The organism is Rickettsia senegalensis, from assembly GCF_056135685.1.
In genome coordinates, this window is the sequence record NZ_JBVYTQ010000001.1 from 362,584 (window position 1) to 379,905 (window position 17,322).

A 17,322-nucleotide genomic window follows, 5' to 3' on the forward strand; every position below is an offset into this window, starting at 1 on the left:
TTTAAATTACTTTATAGATAGACTCTAGGTCTGTACACTTTGATTAATGATTATAATTATGAGATATTTTTAAGCGAGAATTAATAAGATTTTTGAAGGAATAGTTATTCATATTTCAAAAAAATCTGATAATTTGCAGCTAAAAAGAGCCATAATTATGATTATTCTATTAAAAGCACACAGGACCTAAGCTCATTCTACCTTATTCCACGTTCCACGAAGATTTTGAGTAAAACAATCGATTTTATTTTCCTGCTCGGTAAATTTATTTATTTTTGCCGTTAATTCTTTTAAATCTTCCGGTAAATCGGTTATTATAATTATCCTTTTAAAAACCCTTATATATTCTTTTGCTTGTAAAATTTTTCCTACATCCGTAGGAGAAATAATAACAAGCACGCTAGCATTATTAGGATTTTGTAACTCATCGGTAATATAAATCGGCTGTTTTTCAGGCTGCGGATCAAGTTTACTACCGTGAGGTATAAATTGCTTACGTGAATAAGTCCAAAGATTTTTATTGAGCATTTCTTGTTGATCTGCATCTGCAGTTAATATCACGCTTTTAAGATCAGAGTGATGGCATTTTTCTATCAGAAGCAATATCGATTTTAGAAGCAATTCATCGCTTGTTTGATAAATACTAAATTGCTGCATAAAAATTTTATGTTATTTTTTATGAGAGAATTTAAGTGGTACGGATGAAGGGACTTGAACCCCCACGCCTCGCGGCACAAGAACCTAAATCTTGCATGTCTACCAGTTTCATCACATCCGCATATGGTAATGTTATTCCTAGCTCAGCATTGTTGCTTAGATCGGGCTTATCCGTCATTGCGAGGAAATTACAAAGTAATTGACGAAGCAATCTCAGAAGATTTGACGAGATTGCCACTCAGCCTATGGCTGCTCACAATGACGACTTGGTATCCACGCTGGAATGACATTAAAGTATTTCCATCAAAAAATTATAATACACATCATATAATTTTTGTAAATCGCTAATTTTTGTGTATTCGTTTATTTTATGTGCCGTTTCGGATAATAAACCGAATTCTACTAACGGACAATAATTTTTGACGAATCTTGCATCCGACGTACCGCCGCTTGTAGAGAATTCAGGCTTTATTTTAAGTATATGCTCTACTATTTTAGCAAATTCTTTTATTTTATCGTTAGGATTTTGAATAAAACTATCAGCAGAACTACTATACTCTAACTTATAATCTACTTTATATTCTTTGCAATATCGTTTAATAATTTCTTCTACCCGTTTTGCTAAAGTTTCTGCATTATGTAAATTATTAAAACGTATATTGAAAGATACCTCCGTACTTGTCGGAATTACGTTTGAAGTATTATTACCGACATCGATATTCGTCACTTCAAGATTTGAACTTTGAAAAAATTCCGTCCTTTCATCAAGTCTTATATTTGTTAACTCATTCAATATTTTTATTAAGCAAGGCAACGGATTATTTGCTTTATGAGGATAAGCTACATGCCCGCTTAAGCCTTCTATATTTAATTCAAAATTAATACTTCCTCTTCTGCCGATTTTAATTGTATCGCCTATCTCTTTTTCGCAAGTAGGCTCACCGACAATAGCAAAATCAATTTTATGCCCTTGATCATAAATATATTGCAGCATTTCTTTAGTACCATGCTTTGCTTTTCCCTCTTCATCACTAGTAAGTAAGAAACTAATAGAACCTTTAAAGCTGGTATTATTTTTTATGAAATCTAAACTAGCTGCTAGAAAGCATGCTATCGCCCCTTTCATATCCACCGCACCTCTGCCATATATCTTACCGTCTTGCTGGCTAGCCTTAAATGGACTCACATTATGCCAAAGCTCATGATTACCTGCCGGCACTACATCTACATGCCCAACAAAGCAAATATTAGGCTCATTGCTACCGAAAACAGCATAAAGATTAGTGACTTGCTCACTTTTAGAATCGCCGAATATTTTTATTTCGGTCTTAAAGCCGTGCTGTTTAAGTAGATCGTCAATATACTCAATAGCCCCGTCACTCTCAGGAGTTACAGACTTAAAACCAATCAAATCTTTTAAGTAGTTAAGGTGCATAATATATCATATTTATATCTTCTTACACTTATTATACAAGTTTATAAAAGTATAAAAACAACTTTTTATCTCACTAAAAAATAAATTATTGCTATGAATTTATATAGATTTTTGACTTTCTTAATGAATTTAAATAACTTATTATTATGAGCTTGTTATAACTAATATTAAAATCATGGGCATAAATAATCAATTAAGAGAATTAATTAAATCTGGTACTTTTGCCGGTGTATTATTAATTATTGCTTTTACTTTAGCAATAATTGTCAGCAATAATATTTTCCTAGCAAAATATTATTCTTCTTTTATTTACAGTAAATTTTCTTTAATAATAGGAAATGTAAGTTTACAAACAACTTTTATAGGGTTGGTTAATGACGGTCTCATGACTTTCTTCTTTTTATTAATAGGTTTAGAGATGAAATTTCATCTAGTAGAAGGTGAATATAAAAATAAAAAAAAACTAATATTACCTGCGGCAGCAGCCCTTGGAGGTGTGCTAGTTCCTGCCTTAATATACATGTTTTTTAATTATGATAAACCGGGATTAATAAAAGGATGGGCTATTCCTATAGCAACCGATACTGCTTTTGTCCTTGGTATTTTATCTTTTTTCAGTCGACGTATATCTTTAGAATTGCGAGCTTTTATTATAGGTTGCTCATTAATTGACGATGCTTTTGCGTTAATTATACTAGCCTCGTTTTATACTAAAACAATCAATACTCCGGCATTATTAATTTCCTCTGTAATTATATTCACCTTGTTTATACTGAATTATCGACAAGTTAAACAAATATTTTATTATATAATTGTAGGTTTATTATTATGGATTAGTATGGTGGAGTCAGGTATTCACGGTACTTTATGCGGAGCTATTATAGCACTTTTTATACCTGTTAATATAAAAGGAGAATTTAACACTTCTTTTAAAAAACTTGAAAACTTAACTCGTCCTTTTGTAAATTACTTTATTTTACCGCTTTTTGTATTTATGAATTCCGGTATCCTTTTAGAATATTTTGTATTTAAAGGCGCCTGTTCCAACTCAATCCTTGCTTTAGTTTACGGGATAATATTTGGTTTATTTGTAGGTAAGCAATTAGGTATTATGCTATTTTCATATCCATTTGTAAAATTTAAACTCTGTAATTTACCAAGTGATACCTCATGGTTAAAATTTTATTCTATATCTATACTTGGAGGAATTGGATTTACCCTAAGTTTATTTATAGGTAGTATTACGTTTGAGAGTAGTTGTCCTTCAAACTCTATGAGAGCTGCAGTAATAATAGGCTCTTTAATTTCTGCATTATTTGGCGTAGCCGTTCTAAAATATTGTACTAGCAAAGAGTAAAGAACCTAAGAAGCTCTACCTTGAGTAACAGATCCATTTTGTGACGGGCGTGAGGAGCGAAGTCTATAATAGGCAAGCCAACGAACAACAAAGACATTGTCGCGTGGACCGATAAAACCCACGTAACCCAAAAACAATAAAAAATACTAATAATTTTAGTATTTTTACTGGATTCCGTGGAAGGGCCACGGGATGACAGAGATAAAATTGATCCGCACAACAATACTAACAACGAAGCACAAAGCGGGGATCAGTTTACTATACTCATTAAATAACGATGATAGGATTTTAATAACACATCATACTTTTGTTTGAAAAAAACAGGATATGGCACTATATAGATATTATTAGAAGAAGGAATCGCTTTTTCAAGCTTATTTAGCATAAAAGGTATATTATAATTATGCTCTACTAAAATTATTGAAGTAAGATTGTAAGTTACAATAAAATCAACCGCTTTCTTAATATTATCTTCTTCGGACATCATTTTATTCGGAGCAAGTATTACCTGCTGTTCTATAACATTACGTTCCTTTAACAAATTTTTTAATTGCTCTGTAGATTCTATACCGGTAATAAATAATATAGGTGCATAGCCTGCTTTAAGCAAAGCAATACCAGTTTCAATTTTATGTCCTCCTCCTGCAAATACTATTATTGCATTAGTGGTATTACTATTAAGCTTATAAGAATTTATTAAATATAAATAATAACCAAGACCACCGACCCAAAGAGCAAAAATTGCTAAAATTGTGAGTAAAAATTTTCTGATCATTTAAATATTTTATCAAATTCAGTTTGAATAATTTTATCAAATTCAGACATTTCAATATGAATTCCTAACTGATTTAAAGATGTTACTAAAGAATTTTCAAGTCCACAAGGAATAATCCCACTAAACTTACTTAAATCTGTTGAAATATTTATAGCTACACCGTGATATGTAACCCATTTTCTTACTCTAACACCTATTGCAGCAATTTTAGCAAATTCACCTTTCTTTACTTTTACCCAAATTCCTACTTTATCTTTAATAATATATGCTTTAATTCCAAAATAATTTAAGCTATTTATAATCCATTCTTCAAGCATTTTTATATATAGCTTTAAATCTTTGTGTCGATTTGGTAAGGCTAAATTAAGAATTGGATAAATAACACGCTGACCTGGTCCATGAAAAGTAAATTTACCGCCACGTCCTGTGTAAATTACCGGAATATCATCGTAATTTAATAATTCTCCTTGTTTATAATTAGTACCGGCTGTATATACTTCCGAATGTTCGACTAAATAAACAATTTCCAGCTCATTATCACTAATTACTCTGTTAACATAATCTTCCATTAATTTCAAAGTAACTCGATAATCCATAAGATTCGATATAGTTATAAATCTTGTCATATTAATTCAGATTATATTTTAATATTAAGGCATCTAAAATTACTATGGTTTCAGCATCCAAATCGCCGGAAAAATTACTAGGGCGAAAATGTATTTGAAACGAAATTATAACATCTTTCATTTTAGAATCTAAAATTCCAGTAGCTTCGAGTTTATAACCGTATGTAATAAATTTTTGCTGAATTGCTGCAATATCGGTTATGTCGACTTGAGGCAATAGCTTGTTAAAAATTTGCTCATCATACCATGCTCCAATATCGTTATCATATAATAGTTTCCAAGGAAATAGCGAACCAAGGTCCTGTTTTCTACCTGAAGCAATATCAGAATGCCCAACCACTCTAGTAGGTTTAATATCATATCTAGCGATAATCTGTCTACACAAACTTATGACACTATTAATCTGCCTTTCCGCATAGAGTAGCCAAACTATATTACTGTTTTTTACATTTATTTCAAATGCAGGATTTACGATTTCAATACCGATTGATGTATCATTAATACGCTCATGACCTTGTCAGTAACTTACTCCAGCATGTCATGCATGCTCTTCTACTAATTGAAATATATGTTCAGAGTTTTCATTGTTTATTAAATAATGGCTACTTAACTTTTCACTGGTTAGAAAATCTAAAGACTGCTTAAAATCACACTGTGTATAATGTAGCACTAGGAATTTAATACGTTTATCAAACCCCACAGCTCTATAAGATGTTTTATCGATTACTATCATAGTTTAAAGGATGTTAATCTTAGTTAAAAACGGTTTTGTTGCATGGCCCTTATGTCGTTCCTGCGTGGTATTGTTGCGTGGGTCTGTTTATCCGTCATTGCGAGGAGCGAAGCGACGTGGCAATCTTATGAAATAATAACAAACTCCTGAGATTGCTTCGTCAATTTACTATTGTAAATTTCCTCGCAATGACGATTTGGTATCTATACAAAGATAGCCCCAATACGACAAATGACAAGAAAATTTTTGATGGTGCCGGATATCGGATTTGAACTGATGACCTACCGCTTACAAGGCGGTTGCTCTACCACTGAGCTAATCCGGCATATTAATATGATTATAGAGAAAAGTATATAATTTGGTAGGAAAAACGTTATTGCATGGACATAAAATCGTCATTGCGGGCGACTGCAAGGAGCGTGGCAATCTCAGGACTTTGGCACGAGATTGCTTCGTCAAAAATTTCAATTTTTCCTCGCAATGACGAAAATACACTATAAATTAAGCTTCTTTAGCTTCCTTTTTATTTGGTCTAGTTTTGCGGTTTTTTGCTTTAACTTCCATTTCCTTTTTAACTTTCTCAGGAAGAGTAACGCCTGCTTGCTCAATAAATTTTGCGACTCGTTCAGTTGGTTTAGCACCGGTGCCAAGCCAATATTCTATACGATCTTTTTTTAAAACCACGCGCTCACTATTATCTGAAGCAAGCATTGGATTATAAGTTCCGACTTTTTCTAAAAAGTCACCGTCACGAGGTGCTGTTGCGTTAGCTACTACTACACGGTAAAAAGGACGCTTTTTAGCACCGCCTCTAGCTAAACGAATTTTTACTGCCATATATTACTTACAATTATTTTATTTTTTCTTCTTTAAAAAGAACATGTTTTCTAACTACTTTATCATACTTACGAAAAGAAAGCTTCTCGGTTTGGGTTTTCGGATTACGTTTTTTTACCCAAAAAACACCTGTGCCGGCAGTACTTACTAGCCTTACCAAAACATTTTTATTTTTCTTTGCCATTAGCTGACACCTTAAATCAAGATATTATTTTATTATTACTCAAGAAAAGCAGAATAAAACGAAATTGAAAAATAGTCAAGTAAAAACTAGGCATTGTAAAATAAAGAGAGATGCGTCTTTGCGAGCAGCCGTAGGCTGCGTGGCAATCTAGTTTTAATGTCCTGAGATTGCCGCACTCCTTACGGTCGTTCGCAGTGACGCCAATTTTTCAAATTAAACGAGTTACTGTCCAAATAAGCGTTCGATATCCTTAAGCTTTAACTCAATATTAAGTAGGTCTGCCGTGATTACATTGACCTGAAAACGGCGTATTTTCCATTTGACGCAATAAGGCATTCATTTCATCTGCCGATAATTTTCGTCCTGCTCTAATAGAATAATGACAGGCATAAGTTTCTGTCACATGCTCTATTAACTCCGTCAAAGCTATATTCTCACCGAAATCCGATAAATGATCAGCGAGATCCTGAATTAACTTTTGTACGTTTACATCTCCAAGGATATTTGGAATTTCAGTCACTATAATAGATTTCTCACCGAATTTTTCTAGAGTTAAACCAAGTTTATATAGTTTTTCTCTATTTTCATATAAACAATCTGCTTTTCTTTCACTTGGCAGTTCTACTATCTCAGGAATAAGCAAACGCTGTTTTATTAACTCTTCCGTTTTAAGGTAATCTTTTATTTTTTCGTATCCTAAACGTTCATGTGCTGCATGCTGGTCGGTAATTACTATACTATCTTCGGTTTGTGAAATAATATAAGTAGTATGAAGTTGTGCTTTAGCTGCCCCAAGCTTATATTGTTTATGGCTTTGCTGCTCATGTTCTATACGTCTTTCTACTTCTTGTTCTATTTTAGCATGTGGTAGCGTATCAATTAGCTTCTGACAAGCAGTATTTGGCGTAGATTTAAAACTAGGTGACATAGCAGGTCTATAATCTGTCGGTTTACTATTCACGCTTACAGCTTTACTTACTGACGGTTGTTTGTTAGCTAAAGGATTTTTAAATAACTGAAGAGCATCAGAGGCAATAGTAGTAGAAGTAACATGGCTTTTATTCGTTAAAGCATTTTTAATTGCTTCTATTAATAAGTTTCGTACATAATTCGGATCATGAAACCTAACCTCTGCTTTTGCCGGATGTACATTAACATCAACAAGTTGTGGATCAATTTGTAAGAATATAGCACATAGCGGATAACGATCACGAGCTAAATAATCTTGATATGCTACCCTTAAAGCTACTTGTAGCAACTTATCTTTTACCGGTCTATTATTGATAAATAAAAACTGATCTTCACTTGAAGCTCTATTATATGTCGGGATACTAGTATAGCCGCAAATAGAGAAATCAGGAGTTTTGAAATCTGTAGAAGTCAAGATTTAATCTTACAGACATTATAAAAATTATATCTGAATGTCTGATAAGTTATGACTGTCAGATGAGTATTCAAGATATAAGATTTCGTTATTCTTTTCAACAGCTAACTTTTTACTATCCATAAAAGTCTGCATAGGTGTTTTTCCATAGCAATATTTACCGGAATGCGGTCTTTCATTATTATAATATTCTAGCCAAATATCAAGATCTAGTTGTAGATCATCAAGATCAGTATAGATCTTTTTACGCATAGCAGTATCAAAGAATTCTTGTTTCATAGTTTTATTAAAACGTTCACACATACCATTTGTTTGAGGAGAATATGCTTTAGTAGTAGTATGCTCAATACCCTCAATGCTTAAGAACAATTCAAAAGCATGATGTTCTATATTACCTTTATACTCACCACCTCTATCAGTTAAAATACGAAGTACTGGTATTTGCTGACTCTCATACCATGGTAACACTCTATCATTAAGCATGTCAGCAGCGGTAAGTGCTGTTTTATCAGTATATAGTTTAGCCTCTGCAACCCGAGTGTAACTATCAATAAACACTTGAGAATATACCTTGCCTATGCCTTTAAAATTACCTACATAATATGTGTCTTGGCATCCTAGATAACCTGGATGCTGTGTATCAATCTCACCATGAGCTTCTTTCTCGCTACGCCGTTTCTCTAATACTTGTAACTGAGCTTCGGTAAGAACAATACCATCCTGAGCCATTTTGGCTTCTAATGCTTTAAGTCTTTTATTGATATTATTTAAATCATTACGTAGCCAAATAGATCTAACTCCTCCAGGTGATACAAGAATACCAGTCTTTTTAAGCTCATTTGATACTCGCAGCTGACCATAAGCGGGGTATTCTATTGCCATATCTAATACTGCTCTCTCTACGGCAGGATCAACTCTATTCGCTATAATTGGCTTCTTCCGACTAATCTCATATAATGCTTCTTCTCCTCCTGTTTCATATAACTCTTTAAACCTATAATAACTGTCTCTACTGTAACCCATAGCTTTATATGCTGACGATATACTACCAAGACTCCTAGCTAATTCTAGTAATCCTATTTTTGGCTTTATTATTTTTTGATTTAGATTCATCTCTAATCCTCCATTTAATATTATCTTAATTTTACTAAATGTAAGATTAAATCTCAACTATTACATTTGTTACTAGTTTAAATTTCTTGCTACAATACGGACAGATAACTTCCTTTTTCTCTTTATCAATCTCTAAATAAACTTTTGGATGGTCATATGGATATTCTTTGCCTTGACAAGATACAGATACATCAACACTATTAACAATTTCCATAAATTATACTCTAATTAAAATGAAGAGTAGACGAAGTTTAATTTGGAAAAGAGCTAGGAGTTCACAAGGCGAGGAACGGAGCATATATTAATATGTGAGTACCGTAGCCCTTGTAGAACGACAATGCCAATTTTTCAAATTAAACGAGTATATACATTATTTCTTTAAGTAAAATCTAATATAAGTTACTTTTAAATAAAAGACAAATAATACTTGATTAACTATGTCATGCCGTGGCTTGTATCGGCTAAATCGTCATTGCGAGGAAACTGCACAGTAATTGACGAAGTAATCTCAGGAGTTTTGTTATTACTTCATGAGATTGCCACGCAGCCTACGGCTGCCCGCAATGACGATGTAGCTGGTACAAGTCACGGTTATTACACACGGTAGGAGGTGAAAATGAAAGACAAAGTAGCAGTTATTACCGGTTCTACTAGCGGTATCGGACTTGAGATAGCAAAACATTTCGCAAAACTTGAGTCTAAAATAGTTATTAACGGTTTTGCAAAAGAGACGGAAGTAGCCAGAATTTTAGCAGAATTGAAAGAGCTTGGTGCAAGTAGCGTGTTTTATCAAGGAACAAATTTGGCAGAACCTGAAGAAATATTTTCTATGTTTGAGAGAATAATAAAAGAATTCGGCAAAATAGACATATTAGTAAATAATGCCGGTATTCAGCATGTTGCTCCTATCGATGAATTTCCTGAAGATAAATGGGAACAAATTTTGCGTATAGATTTAATAGCCTCGTTCTATACCACAAAATACGCAATACCAATTATGAAAAAAAATGGCTTCGGGCGGATTGTTAACATCGCTTCCGCTCACGCATATGTCGCATCACCCTTTAAGTCGGCATATGTAGCAGCAAGCATGGTATCCTTGGGCTTACCAAAACCGTTGCTTTAGAAGTGGCTGAGAATAATATTACGGTTAATGCTATCTGCCCCGGTTACGTTAATACTCCCTTAGTCAGGAATCAAATAGCAGATACTGCTAAAGCTAGACATATCAGTGAGGAATCGACACTAAGAGATGTAATTTTAAAATCTCAAGCTACGAAAAAATTTGTAGAAGCTGATGAAATAGCAAACTTAGTAATATTCTTATGTGATGAAAAAGCATCATCAATAACAGGTAGTGGACTCTTGATAGATGGGGGCTGGACGGCACAGTAGTTTTTAATTCTTAATATTTGTTAGTTATTGAGAAATAACTAACAATAAAAACTTCTTGCAAAAATTTAATTTACTCCTTTACACTTGAAATAACTCAAAATTTATTCAAGGAGGAATTTATGCTAGAAAAAAACATCTACATTTTCAAACTGAAGAAATTGAATTAAATAGAGTAAAAAATGCCAAATTAATTCATTTTAAAGATAAACTGGGTAGACCTATAGATGGGCAGTTAGTTATAGGGGAGGTTGAAGAAGTAAAAGAAAAAGAATTTTCTAGACCCGTAGAAGTTGAGGTAAAGCGTAATTTGGGTAAGTTTAAAAAAGCTCTAGCTTATCTTGGAATTATTAAAAATACTAAAAAAGTTATTAAAGAAGAAAAATATACGGAAAAAGTAGTAAGCAAAGAAGAGAAAATTATAGGTACTTATGAATCAGGCAATTTTACTAATGATAAGAATTCCATAAAGAATTTTTTAAACAACTTAGATTTCCATGAAGAAAAACTTTACGCATATGATCTTAGTGGTACAAAAATTGGTGAGGTAGGTGATTTTGGAAAAGTAGTATTAGATAAGAATATTAAGCTTGATGAAACTATTCTTCAAAAAAAAATGGAAAAGTATTTGCTATTGAAAAAAATGGTAAATTCTTAGATTTAGAAGGCAAAGCTTTACAAAATCAAAATCAGTTTATACAAAAAAGTAGTGGAGTTTATCATTTAAGTACTGCTACAGACATAAGATATTTTGATAAAGATGAAGATATTAAGATTTCAAAAGGTGTTACGAATCTTAACACAAAGCCCGTAAAAAATGCTCTTAAAGGTAGCAGAGAAGCTGCAAAAATAGGAGAAAAACTACGAAAACAACAAGAAGACCAAAAATTCGCAGGAATTAAAAAGCCAAAAGGTGCTAAACTTACAAAAGTGGGAATCCCAGTAGTTCCCACTAGATAGATAACTAGGTTATAAGTACTTGACCATTATAACGTGTATATTATAATAGTTATGACCAAATTAATATGCATGTTATAATGGTCATAATAAATATATGAAAAGGATTTATGAATTAGTAATAAAAAATCACTTGCAAGAAAATAGGTAAATGATTTTTATAGAAGGAGCCCGTCAAGTCGGTAAAACTACTTTAGCTAAAAAGTAATAGATAAAAATTACTACTTAAATTGGGATGAAGAAAAGGCTCGTTTGCTAATTTTAAAAGGAACAACAGCAATAGCGGATTTTATAAATCTACATATTCCGGATCAAAATAACCCTATCGTGATTTTTGATGAATTACATAAATTCTCAAACTAGCAAACTTTTTTAAAAGGATTTTATGATGTTTGTGGAGAACAAGCTCACATTATAGTTACCGGCAGCTCAAAGCTTGGAGTATATAAAAAAGGTGGTGATAGTATGATGGGAAGATATTTCCCATATCGTATGCACCCTTTGACACTAGCTGAAGTAATAAAAAATTTTAGTAGTCTAACCAAAGAAATAAATCTACCAAAAAAAATATCTGAAGAACAATTTGAATCCTTATTTAAATTTGGTGGTTTTCCTGATCCTTATCTTAAGAATTCTTCCACATTTTGGCATAGATGGAAGAAAACTAAAAATACTCAGCTTTTTAAAGAAGATATTAGAGGGTTAACACAAATCCAAGAGTTATCTCAAATGGAAGCCTTAGGGAGCTTTTTGACTTCCTCTATAGGAGGCAAGCATCTTATAGCTCTCTTGCAAATAAAATTAAAGTGTCGATTCCAACCATTACAAGATGGCCTGAGTCATTTGAGTCGTTTTTTTATAGTTATCGTATTTATCCATGGTCAAATAATATCCCAAGAAGTTTAATACAAGAGCCAAAAATATATCTATGGGACTGGTCGCTTATAGAAGATATGAGAGTAAGATATGAAAATTTTATTGCAAATCATTTATTAAAATTCTGTCATTTTTGGAGTGATTTAGGATTTGGTGAATATGAATTATATTTTATTAGAGATAAACAAAAGAAAGAAATAGATTTTTTAGTAACAAAAAATAACAAACCATAGATGTTAGTTGAAGCTAAAACTTCTGTAATAGTTGAGATTTAATCTTACATTTAGTAAAATTAAGATAATATTAAATGGAGGATTAGAGATGAATCTAAATCAAAAAATAATAAAGCCAAAAATAGGATTACTAGAATTAGCTGTAGAAGTCAAGATTTAATCTTACAGACATTATAAAAATTATATCTGAATGTCTGATAAGTTATGACTGTCAGATGAGTATTCAAGATATAAGATTTCGTTATTCTTTTCAACAGCTAACTTTTTACTATCCATAAAAGTCTGCATAGGTGTTTTTCCATAGCAATATTTACCGGAATGCGGTCTTTCATTATTATAATATTCTAGCCAAATATCAAGATCTAGTTGTAGATCATCAAGATCAGTATAGATCTTTTTACGCATAGCAGTATCAAAGAATTCTTGTTTCATAGTTTTATTAAAACGTTCACACATACCATTTGTTTGAGGAGAATATGCTTTAGTAGTAGTATGCTCAATACCCTCAATGCTTAAGAACAATTCAAAAGCATGATGTTCTATATTACCTTTATACTCACCACCTCTATCAGTTAAAATACGAAGTACTGGTATTTGCTGACTCTCATACCATGGTAACACTCTATCATTAAGCATGTCAGCAGCGGTAAGTGCTGTTTTATCAGTATATAGTTTAGCCTCTGCAACCCGAGTGTAACTATCAATAAACACTTGAGAATATACCTTGCCTATGCCTTTAAAATTACCTACATAATATGTGTCTTGGCATCCTAGATAACCTGGATGCTGTGTATCAATCTCACCATGAGCTTCTTTCTCGCTACGCCGTTTCTCTAATACTTGTAACTGAGCTTCGGTAAGAACAATACCATCCTGAGCCATTTTGGCTTCTAATGCTTTAAGTCTTTTATTGATATTATTTAAATCATTACGTAGCCAAATAGATCTAACTCCTCCAGGTGATACAAGAATACCAGTCTTTTTAAGCTCATTTGATACTCGCAGCTGACCATAAGCGGGGTATTCTATTGCCATATCTAATACTGCTCTCTCTACGGCAGGATCAACTCTATTCGCTATAATTGGCTTCTTCCGACTAATCTCATATAACGCTTCTTCTCCTCCTGTTTCATATAACTCTTTAAACCTATAATAACTGTCTCTACTGTAACCCATAGCTTTACATGCTGACGATATACTACCAAGACTCCTAGCTAATTCTAGTAATCCTATTTTTGGCTTTATTATTTTTTGATTTAGATTCATCTCTAATCCTCCATTTAATATTATCTTAATTTTACTAAATGTAAGATTAAATCTCAACTATTACAAAAATAGCTAGGAGTCTTGGTAGTATATCGTCAGCATGTAAAGCTATGGGTTACAGTAGAGACAGTTATTATAGGTTTAAAGAGTTATATGAAACAGGAGGAGAAGAAGCATTATATGAGATTAGTCGGAAGAAGCCAATTATAGCGAATAGAGTTGATCCTGCCGTAGAGAGAGCAGTATTAGATATGGCAATAGAATACCCCGCTTATGGTCAGCTGCGAGTATCAAATGAGCTTAAAAAGACTGGTATTCTTGTATCACCTGGAGGAGTTAGATCTATTTGGCTACGTAATGATTTAAATAATATCAATAAAAGACTTAAAGCATTAGAAGCCAAAATGGCTCAGGATGGTATTGTTCTTACCGAAGCTCAGTTACAAGTATTAGAGAAACGGCGTAGCGAGAAAGAAGCTCATGGTGAGATTGATACACAGCATCCAGGTTATCTAGGATGCCAAGACACATATTATGTAGGTAATTTTAAAGGCATAGGCAAGGTATATTCTCAAGTGTTTATTGATAGTTACACTCGGGTTGCAGAGGCTAAACTATATACTGATAAAACAGCACTTACCGCTGCTGACATGCTTAATGATAGAGTGTTACCATGGTATGAGAGTCAGCAAATACCAGTACTTCGTATTTTAACTGATAGAGGTGGTGAGTATAAAGGTAATATAGAACATCATGCTTTTGAATTGTTCTTAAGCATTGAGGGTATTGAGCATACTACTACTAAAGCATATTCTCCTCAAACAAATGGTATGTGTGAACGTTTTAATAAAACTATGAAACAAGAATTCTTTGATACTGCTATGCGTAAAAAGATCTATACTGATCTTGATGATCTACAACTAGATCTTGATATTTGGCTAGAATATTATAATAATGAAAGACCGCATTCCGGTAAATATTGCTATGGAAAAACACCTATGCAGACTTTTATGGATAGTAAAAAGTTAGCTGTTGAAAAGAATAACGAAATCTTATATCTTGAATACTCATCTGACAGTCATAACTTATCAGACATTCAGATATAATTTTTATAATGTCTGTAAGATTAAATCTTGACTTCTACATTGCCTTTCAAGTAGTACTTAACATGGAATATAAGGAAATTGATTGCTTCAGTTATAATTATCCTGTAATCGTTTCTGCTAAAACTTTCTTGTCCCAATTAGTTTAAATGATATTTCAAAACTTTACACTTTATAAATGAAGTAACTCGTCTATAATAACTAATTAGTAATTAAGTTATTTAAAGCCCGATGAATAGGTCTAGGTTCATTTTTTTATCTGCTATTTCAGGTAATGTACTCGAATATTATGATTTTACGGTATATTCAGTTTTTTCGTTGATTATTGGACAAGTTTTTTTTCCAGGTGAATCAGAATTCATTAAAACTCTTCTAAGCCTTGGAGTATTTGCGGTCGGCTTTCTGACAAGACCGATAGGAGGTATATTATTCGGTTATATAGGTGATAGATACGGTAGACGTATCGCATTAATAATCTCGATGCTAGGTATGACTATTCCGACCTTTATTATGGGTCTTATACCCTCATATGCAAGTATTGGAATTTATGCCCCTATAACTTTAGTTATAATGCGGCTTATTCAAGGTTTATGTATTAGCGGTGAAGGGACGGGAGCGGCTATTTTTATCCTTGAACATCGTCAAAACTTAAGAGCCGGTTTTACGGCAGGGTTAGTACATGGTTCAAATATCGCAGGTACTTTAATTGCAACATTTATCGGTATTATAATTGAGTGTTATTTTTCGCATATAGATTTTGCTTGGCGTTTTGCTTTCCTACTTGGCGGATTTATGGGTCTTGCCGGATTTTACTTGCGATTACGTGTATCGGAAACACCGATTTTTAAAATGCTTGAGAAAAAGAAACAAGTTCTTAAAGCACCTTTTTCCAATGTAATTAGAACTGCTTGGAGATCGATGTTTTTAACTATGTGTATAGGTGCTATTGCTAGCAGTGTTATGTATTTAGTAAAAACTTATATAAATGTTTTCTATTATAATGTAATGCATCTTAGCAATACTATTGCTTTATCATATTTAGCGTATAGTTCATTTATTGCAATGATAGCGATGCCGCTTGCCGGCGGTACTGCCGATATTATCGGAAAATTTAAAATGGCAATGCTTGTTGGTGTTGCTATCTTGATATTGATTTTACCGACCATGTTACTTATGTCAGCAGAAGAGATGTGGCAACAAATCATAGCTCTTACAATACTTGGTATGCTCGCAGGAAGTATAGCAGGTACGGCTTATATATTCGTTATATCCTTGTTTACGGCAGAACAAAGATTCACTGGTGTTGCTTTCAGCTACAATTTTGCAATAGCGATATTCGGCGGAACTTCACCTATTATTTCCCGTTGGCTTGTAGAGCATACAGGTTTATTTTATGCTCCGGCTTTTTATATCATGATCATTACTGCTGTATTTTTAGTGATTATGTATATGATGAGGAAAGTAATTAAATCGTTGCTTAATAATTATGAAAATAGAAAATAAAGAAATAACAAGTAATTGGTTTACTAATTTACGTGATTTATTGTGCAAAGAATTTGAAAAAATCGAAGAAGAATATGCACAGACAAAAGGTTTAAAACCAGCTAAGTTTGTACGTACAAGCTGGCAACGTAACGGCGGTGGCGGCGGTATTATGTCTCTCATGAAAGGAGAAGTATTTGAAAAAGTCGGGGTTAATATATCTACCGTATTCGGTGAATTTTCTCCCGAATTCCGTAGTGAAATTCCAGGAGCAGAGCTAGACGGGAAATTCTTTGCAACAGGCATTTCATTAGTCGCACATCTTAAATCGCCGCTAATTCCTGCCATGCATTTCAATACTCGTTATATAGAGACTTCTAAAAGTTGGTTTGGAGGCGGTGGCGATTTAACACCTTTTTATCCGGAAGAAAACGAAACTACAAAGTTTCATACAGCTTTTAAAGAAGCGTGCGATAAGTATGATTCTAGCTATTATCCTAAATTCAAAAAGCAATGTGACGAATATTTTTATCTAAAGCATCGAAAAGAGCCGAGAGGAGTAGGCGGAATATTCTATGATTACTTAAATAGTGATAATTTTGAACAGGATTTTGCTTTTACGCAGGATGTAGGTAGAGCTTTATTGTCGGTATATCCTGAAATCGTTGGAAGTAAGTTATTTTTACCTTGGACAACTGAGCAGAAAGAATACCAACTTATAAGGCGGGGTAGATATGTAGAATTTAATTTGCTATATGACCGCGGTACTAAATTCGGCTTAATGACCGATGGAAATGTTGAGGCAATATTAATGTCATTACCACCTGAAGTAAAGTTTAATTGACTTTTTGGAAGTTAATATAGAACCATAACCGAAATAGTAAAACGCCACGAAACCTCTGTCAAAAGTGA

The 17,322-nt window shown here is 33.0% G+C and carries 16 protein-coding genes, 2 tRNA genes and 4 pseudogenes; 9 read left to right on the forward strand and 13 right to left on the reverse strand.

The features are described 5' to 3' along the window. Positions 1-192 precede the first annotated feature (192 nt). The 3 genes from AC0ODJ_RS01885 to dapE all read right to left on the reverse strand — a co-directional run bounded on the left by AC0ODJ_RS01885 (position 193) and on the right by dapE (position 2,092). The gene (locus tag AC0ODJ_RS01885) at positions 193-657 is read right to left on the reverse strand and encodes a DNA polymerase III subunit chi (RefSeq protein ID WP_218460669.1); all 465 of its coding nucleotides are present in this window, start codon (positions 655-657) and stop codon (positions 193-195) included. A gap of 36 nt (positions 658-693) precedes the next feature. Continuing rightward, positions 694-778: transfer RNA gene (locus AC0ODJ_RS01890), tRNA-Leu, on the reverse strand. A gap of 168 nt (positions 779-946) precedes the next feature. Further along, complete coding sequence (gene dapE / locus AC0ODJ_RS01895) at positions 947-2,092, reverse strand: succinyl-diaminopimelate desuccinylase (protein ID WP_218460670.1); 1,146 nt, start codon at positions 2,090-2,092, stop codon at positions 947-949. Between the two features lie 175 nt (positions 2,093-2,267). Here dapE and nhaA point away from each other — a divergent pair, with 175 nt between their 5' ends. After that, positions 2,268-3,449 (forward strand): Na+/H+ antiporter NhaA, encoded by a 1,182-nt coding sequence (gene nhaA, locus AC0ODJ_RS01900; protein ID WP_218460671.1) that lies wholly within the window; start codon positions 2,268-2,270, stop codon positions 3,447-3,449. 250 nt (positions 3,450-3,699) lie between these two features. Here the strand turns inward: nhaA and AC0ODJ_RS01905 are convergent, their stop codons facing one another. The 9 genes and pseudogenes from AC0ODJ_RS01905 to AC0ODJ_RS01945 all read right to left on the reverse strand — a co-directional run bounded on the left by AC0ODJ_RS01905 (position 3,700) and on the right by AC0ODJ_RS01945 (position 9,315). Then, positions 3,700-4,224 carry a YdcF family protein gene (locus AC0ODJ_RS01905; RefSeq protein WP_218460672.1) on the reverse strand — a complete coding sequence of 175 codons (525 nt, stop codon included), beginning with the start codon at positions 4,222-4,224 and terminating at the stop codon, positions 3,700-3,702. Further along, entirely contained in the window at positions 4,221-4,850 is a 630-nt protein-coding gene (gene lipB / locus AC0ODJ_RS01910) for a lipoyl(octanoyl) transferase LipB (protein ID WP_218460673.1), read from the reverse strand. The genes AC0ODJ_RS01905 and lipB overlap by 4 nt, the downstream gene beginning before the upstream one ends. A gap of 1 nt (position 4,851) precedes the next feature. Next, positions 4,852-5,583 (reverse strand): annotated as a pseudogene (locus AC0ODJ_RS01915) (N-acetylmuramoyl-L-alanine amidase). A 250-nt stretch (positions 5,584-5,833) separates the two neighbouring features. Next, positions 5,834-5,908, reverse strand: a tRNA-Thr gene (locus tag AC0ODJ_RS01920). A 176-nt stretch (positions 5,909-6,084) separates the two neighbouring features. Next, a complete protein-coding gene (gene rpsP, locus AC0ODJ_RS01925) occupies positions 6,085-6,420 on the reverse strand; it encodes a 30S ribosomal protein S16 (protein WP_218460674.1) in 336 nt (111 codons plus the stop codon). 13 nt (positions 6,421-6,433) lie between these two features. Then, the gene (gene rpmG / locus AC0ODJ_RS01930) at positions 6,434-6,604 is read right to left on the reverse strand and encodes a 50S ribosomal protein L33 (RefSeq protein WP_004997072.1); all 171 of its coding nucleotides are present in this window, start codon (positions 6,602-6,604) and stop codon (positions 6,434-6,436) included. A gap of 222 nt (positions 6,605-6,826) precedes the next feature. Then, positions 6,827-7,976: pseudogene (gene mutL / locus AC0ODJ_RS01935) on the reverse strand (DNA mismatch repair endonuclease MutL); the annotation flags it as partial. A gap of 39 nt (positions 7,977-8,015) precedes the next feature. Further along, positions 8,016-9,101: an IS481 family transposase gene (locus AC0ODJ_RS01940; protein ID WP_121834048.1), complete on the reverse strand. Its 1,086-nt coding sequence runs from the start codon at positions 9,099-9,101 to the stop codon at positions 8,016-8,018. A 46-nt stretch (positions 9,102-9,147) separates the two neighbouring features. Further along, positions 9,148-9,315 carry a zinc-finger domain-containing protein gene (locus AC0ODJ_RS01945; RefSeq protein ID WP_218459943.1) on the reverse strand — a complete coding sequence of 56 codons (168 nt, stop codon included), beginning with the start codon at positions 9,313-9,315 and terminating at the stop codon, positions 9,148-9,150. Positions 9,316-9,717: 402 nt separating this feature from the next. Here AC0ODJ_RS01945 and AC0ODJ_RS01950 point away from each other — a divergent pair. The 5 genes and pseudogenes from AC0ODJ_RS01950 to AC0ODJ_RS01970 all read left to right on the forward strand — a co-directional run bounded on the left by AC0ODJ_RS01950 (position 9,718) and on the right by AC0ODJ_RS01970 (position 12,719). Next, a pseudogene (locus AC0ODJ_RS01950) lies at positions 9,718-10,496 on the forward strand (3-hydroxybutyrate dehydrogenase). 307 nt (positions 10,497-10,803) lie between these two features. Further along, a complete protein-coding gene (locus AC0ODJ_RS01955; protein ID WP_474464801.1) occupies positions 10,804-11,151 on the forward strand; it encodes a hypothetical protein in 348 nt (115 codons plus the stop codon). A gap of 677 nt (positions 11,152-11,828) precedes the next feature. After that, positions 11,829-12,356: pseudogene (locus AC0ODJ_RS01960) on the forward strand (ATP-binding protein); the annotation flags it as partial. After that, the gene (locus tag AC0ODJ_RS01965) at positions 12,257-12,559 is read left to right on the forward strand and encodes a DUF4143 domain-containing protein (RefSeq protein ID WP_218459947.1); all 303 of its coding nucleotides are present in this window, start codon (positions 12,257-12,259) and stop codon (positions 12,557-12,559) included. The pseudogene AC0ODJ_RS01960 and the gene AC0ODJ_RS01965, both read left to right, overlap by 100 nt. 31 nt (positions 12,560-12,590) lie before the next feature. Continuing rightward, complete coding sequence (locus AC0ODJ_RS01970; RefSeq protein WP_474464807.1) at positions 12,591-12,719, forward strand: hypothetical protein; 129 nt, start codon at positions 12,591-12,593, stop codon at positions 12,717-12,719. Between the two features lie 20 nt (positions 12,720-12,739). Here AC0ODJ_RS01970 and AC0ODJ_RS01975 read toward each other — a convergent pair whose 3' ends face one another. Beyond that, positions 12,740-13,825 carry an IS481 family transposase gene (locus AC0ODJ_RS01975; RefSeq protein WP_127896995.1) on the reverse strand — a complete coding sequence of 362 codons (1,086 nt, stop codon included), beginning with the start codon at positions 13,823-13,825 and terminating at the stop codon, positions 12,740-12,742. Positions 13,826-13,875: 50 nt separating this feature from the next. Between AC0ODJ_RS01975 and AC0ODJ_RS01980 the strand changes: the two genes are divergently transcribed. From AC0ODJ_RS01980 to hemF, 3 genes are all read left to right on the forward strand, one after another. Continuing rightward, positions 13,876-14,931 carry an IS481 family transposase gene (locus AC0ODJ_RS01980; protein ID WP_474465654.1) on the forward strand — a complete coding sequence of 352 codons (1,056 nt, stop codon included), beginning with the start codon at positions 13,876-13,878 and terminating at the stop codon, positions 14,929-14,931. A gap of 228 nt (positions 14,932-15,159) precedes the next feature. After that, positions 15,160-16,431 (forward strand): MFS transporter, encoded by a 1,272-nt coding sequence (locus AC0ODJ_RS01985; RefSeq protein WP_218460432.1) that lies wholly within the window; start codon positions 15,160-15,162, stop codon positions 16,429-16,431. Next, the gene (gene hemF, locus AC0ODJ_RS01990; protein WP_218460433.1) at positions 16,415-17,254 is read left to right on the forward strand and encodes an oxygen-dependent coproporphyrinogen oxidase; all 840 of its coding nucleotides are present in this window, start codon (positions 16,415-16,417) and stop codon (positions 17,252-17,254) included. Before AC0ODJ_RS01985 ends, hemF begins: the two co-directional genes overlap by 17 nt. Positions 17,255-17,322 lie beyond the last annotated feature (68 nt).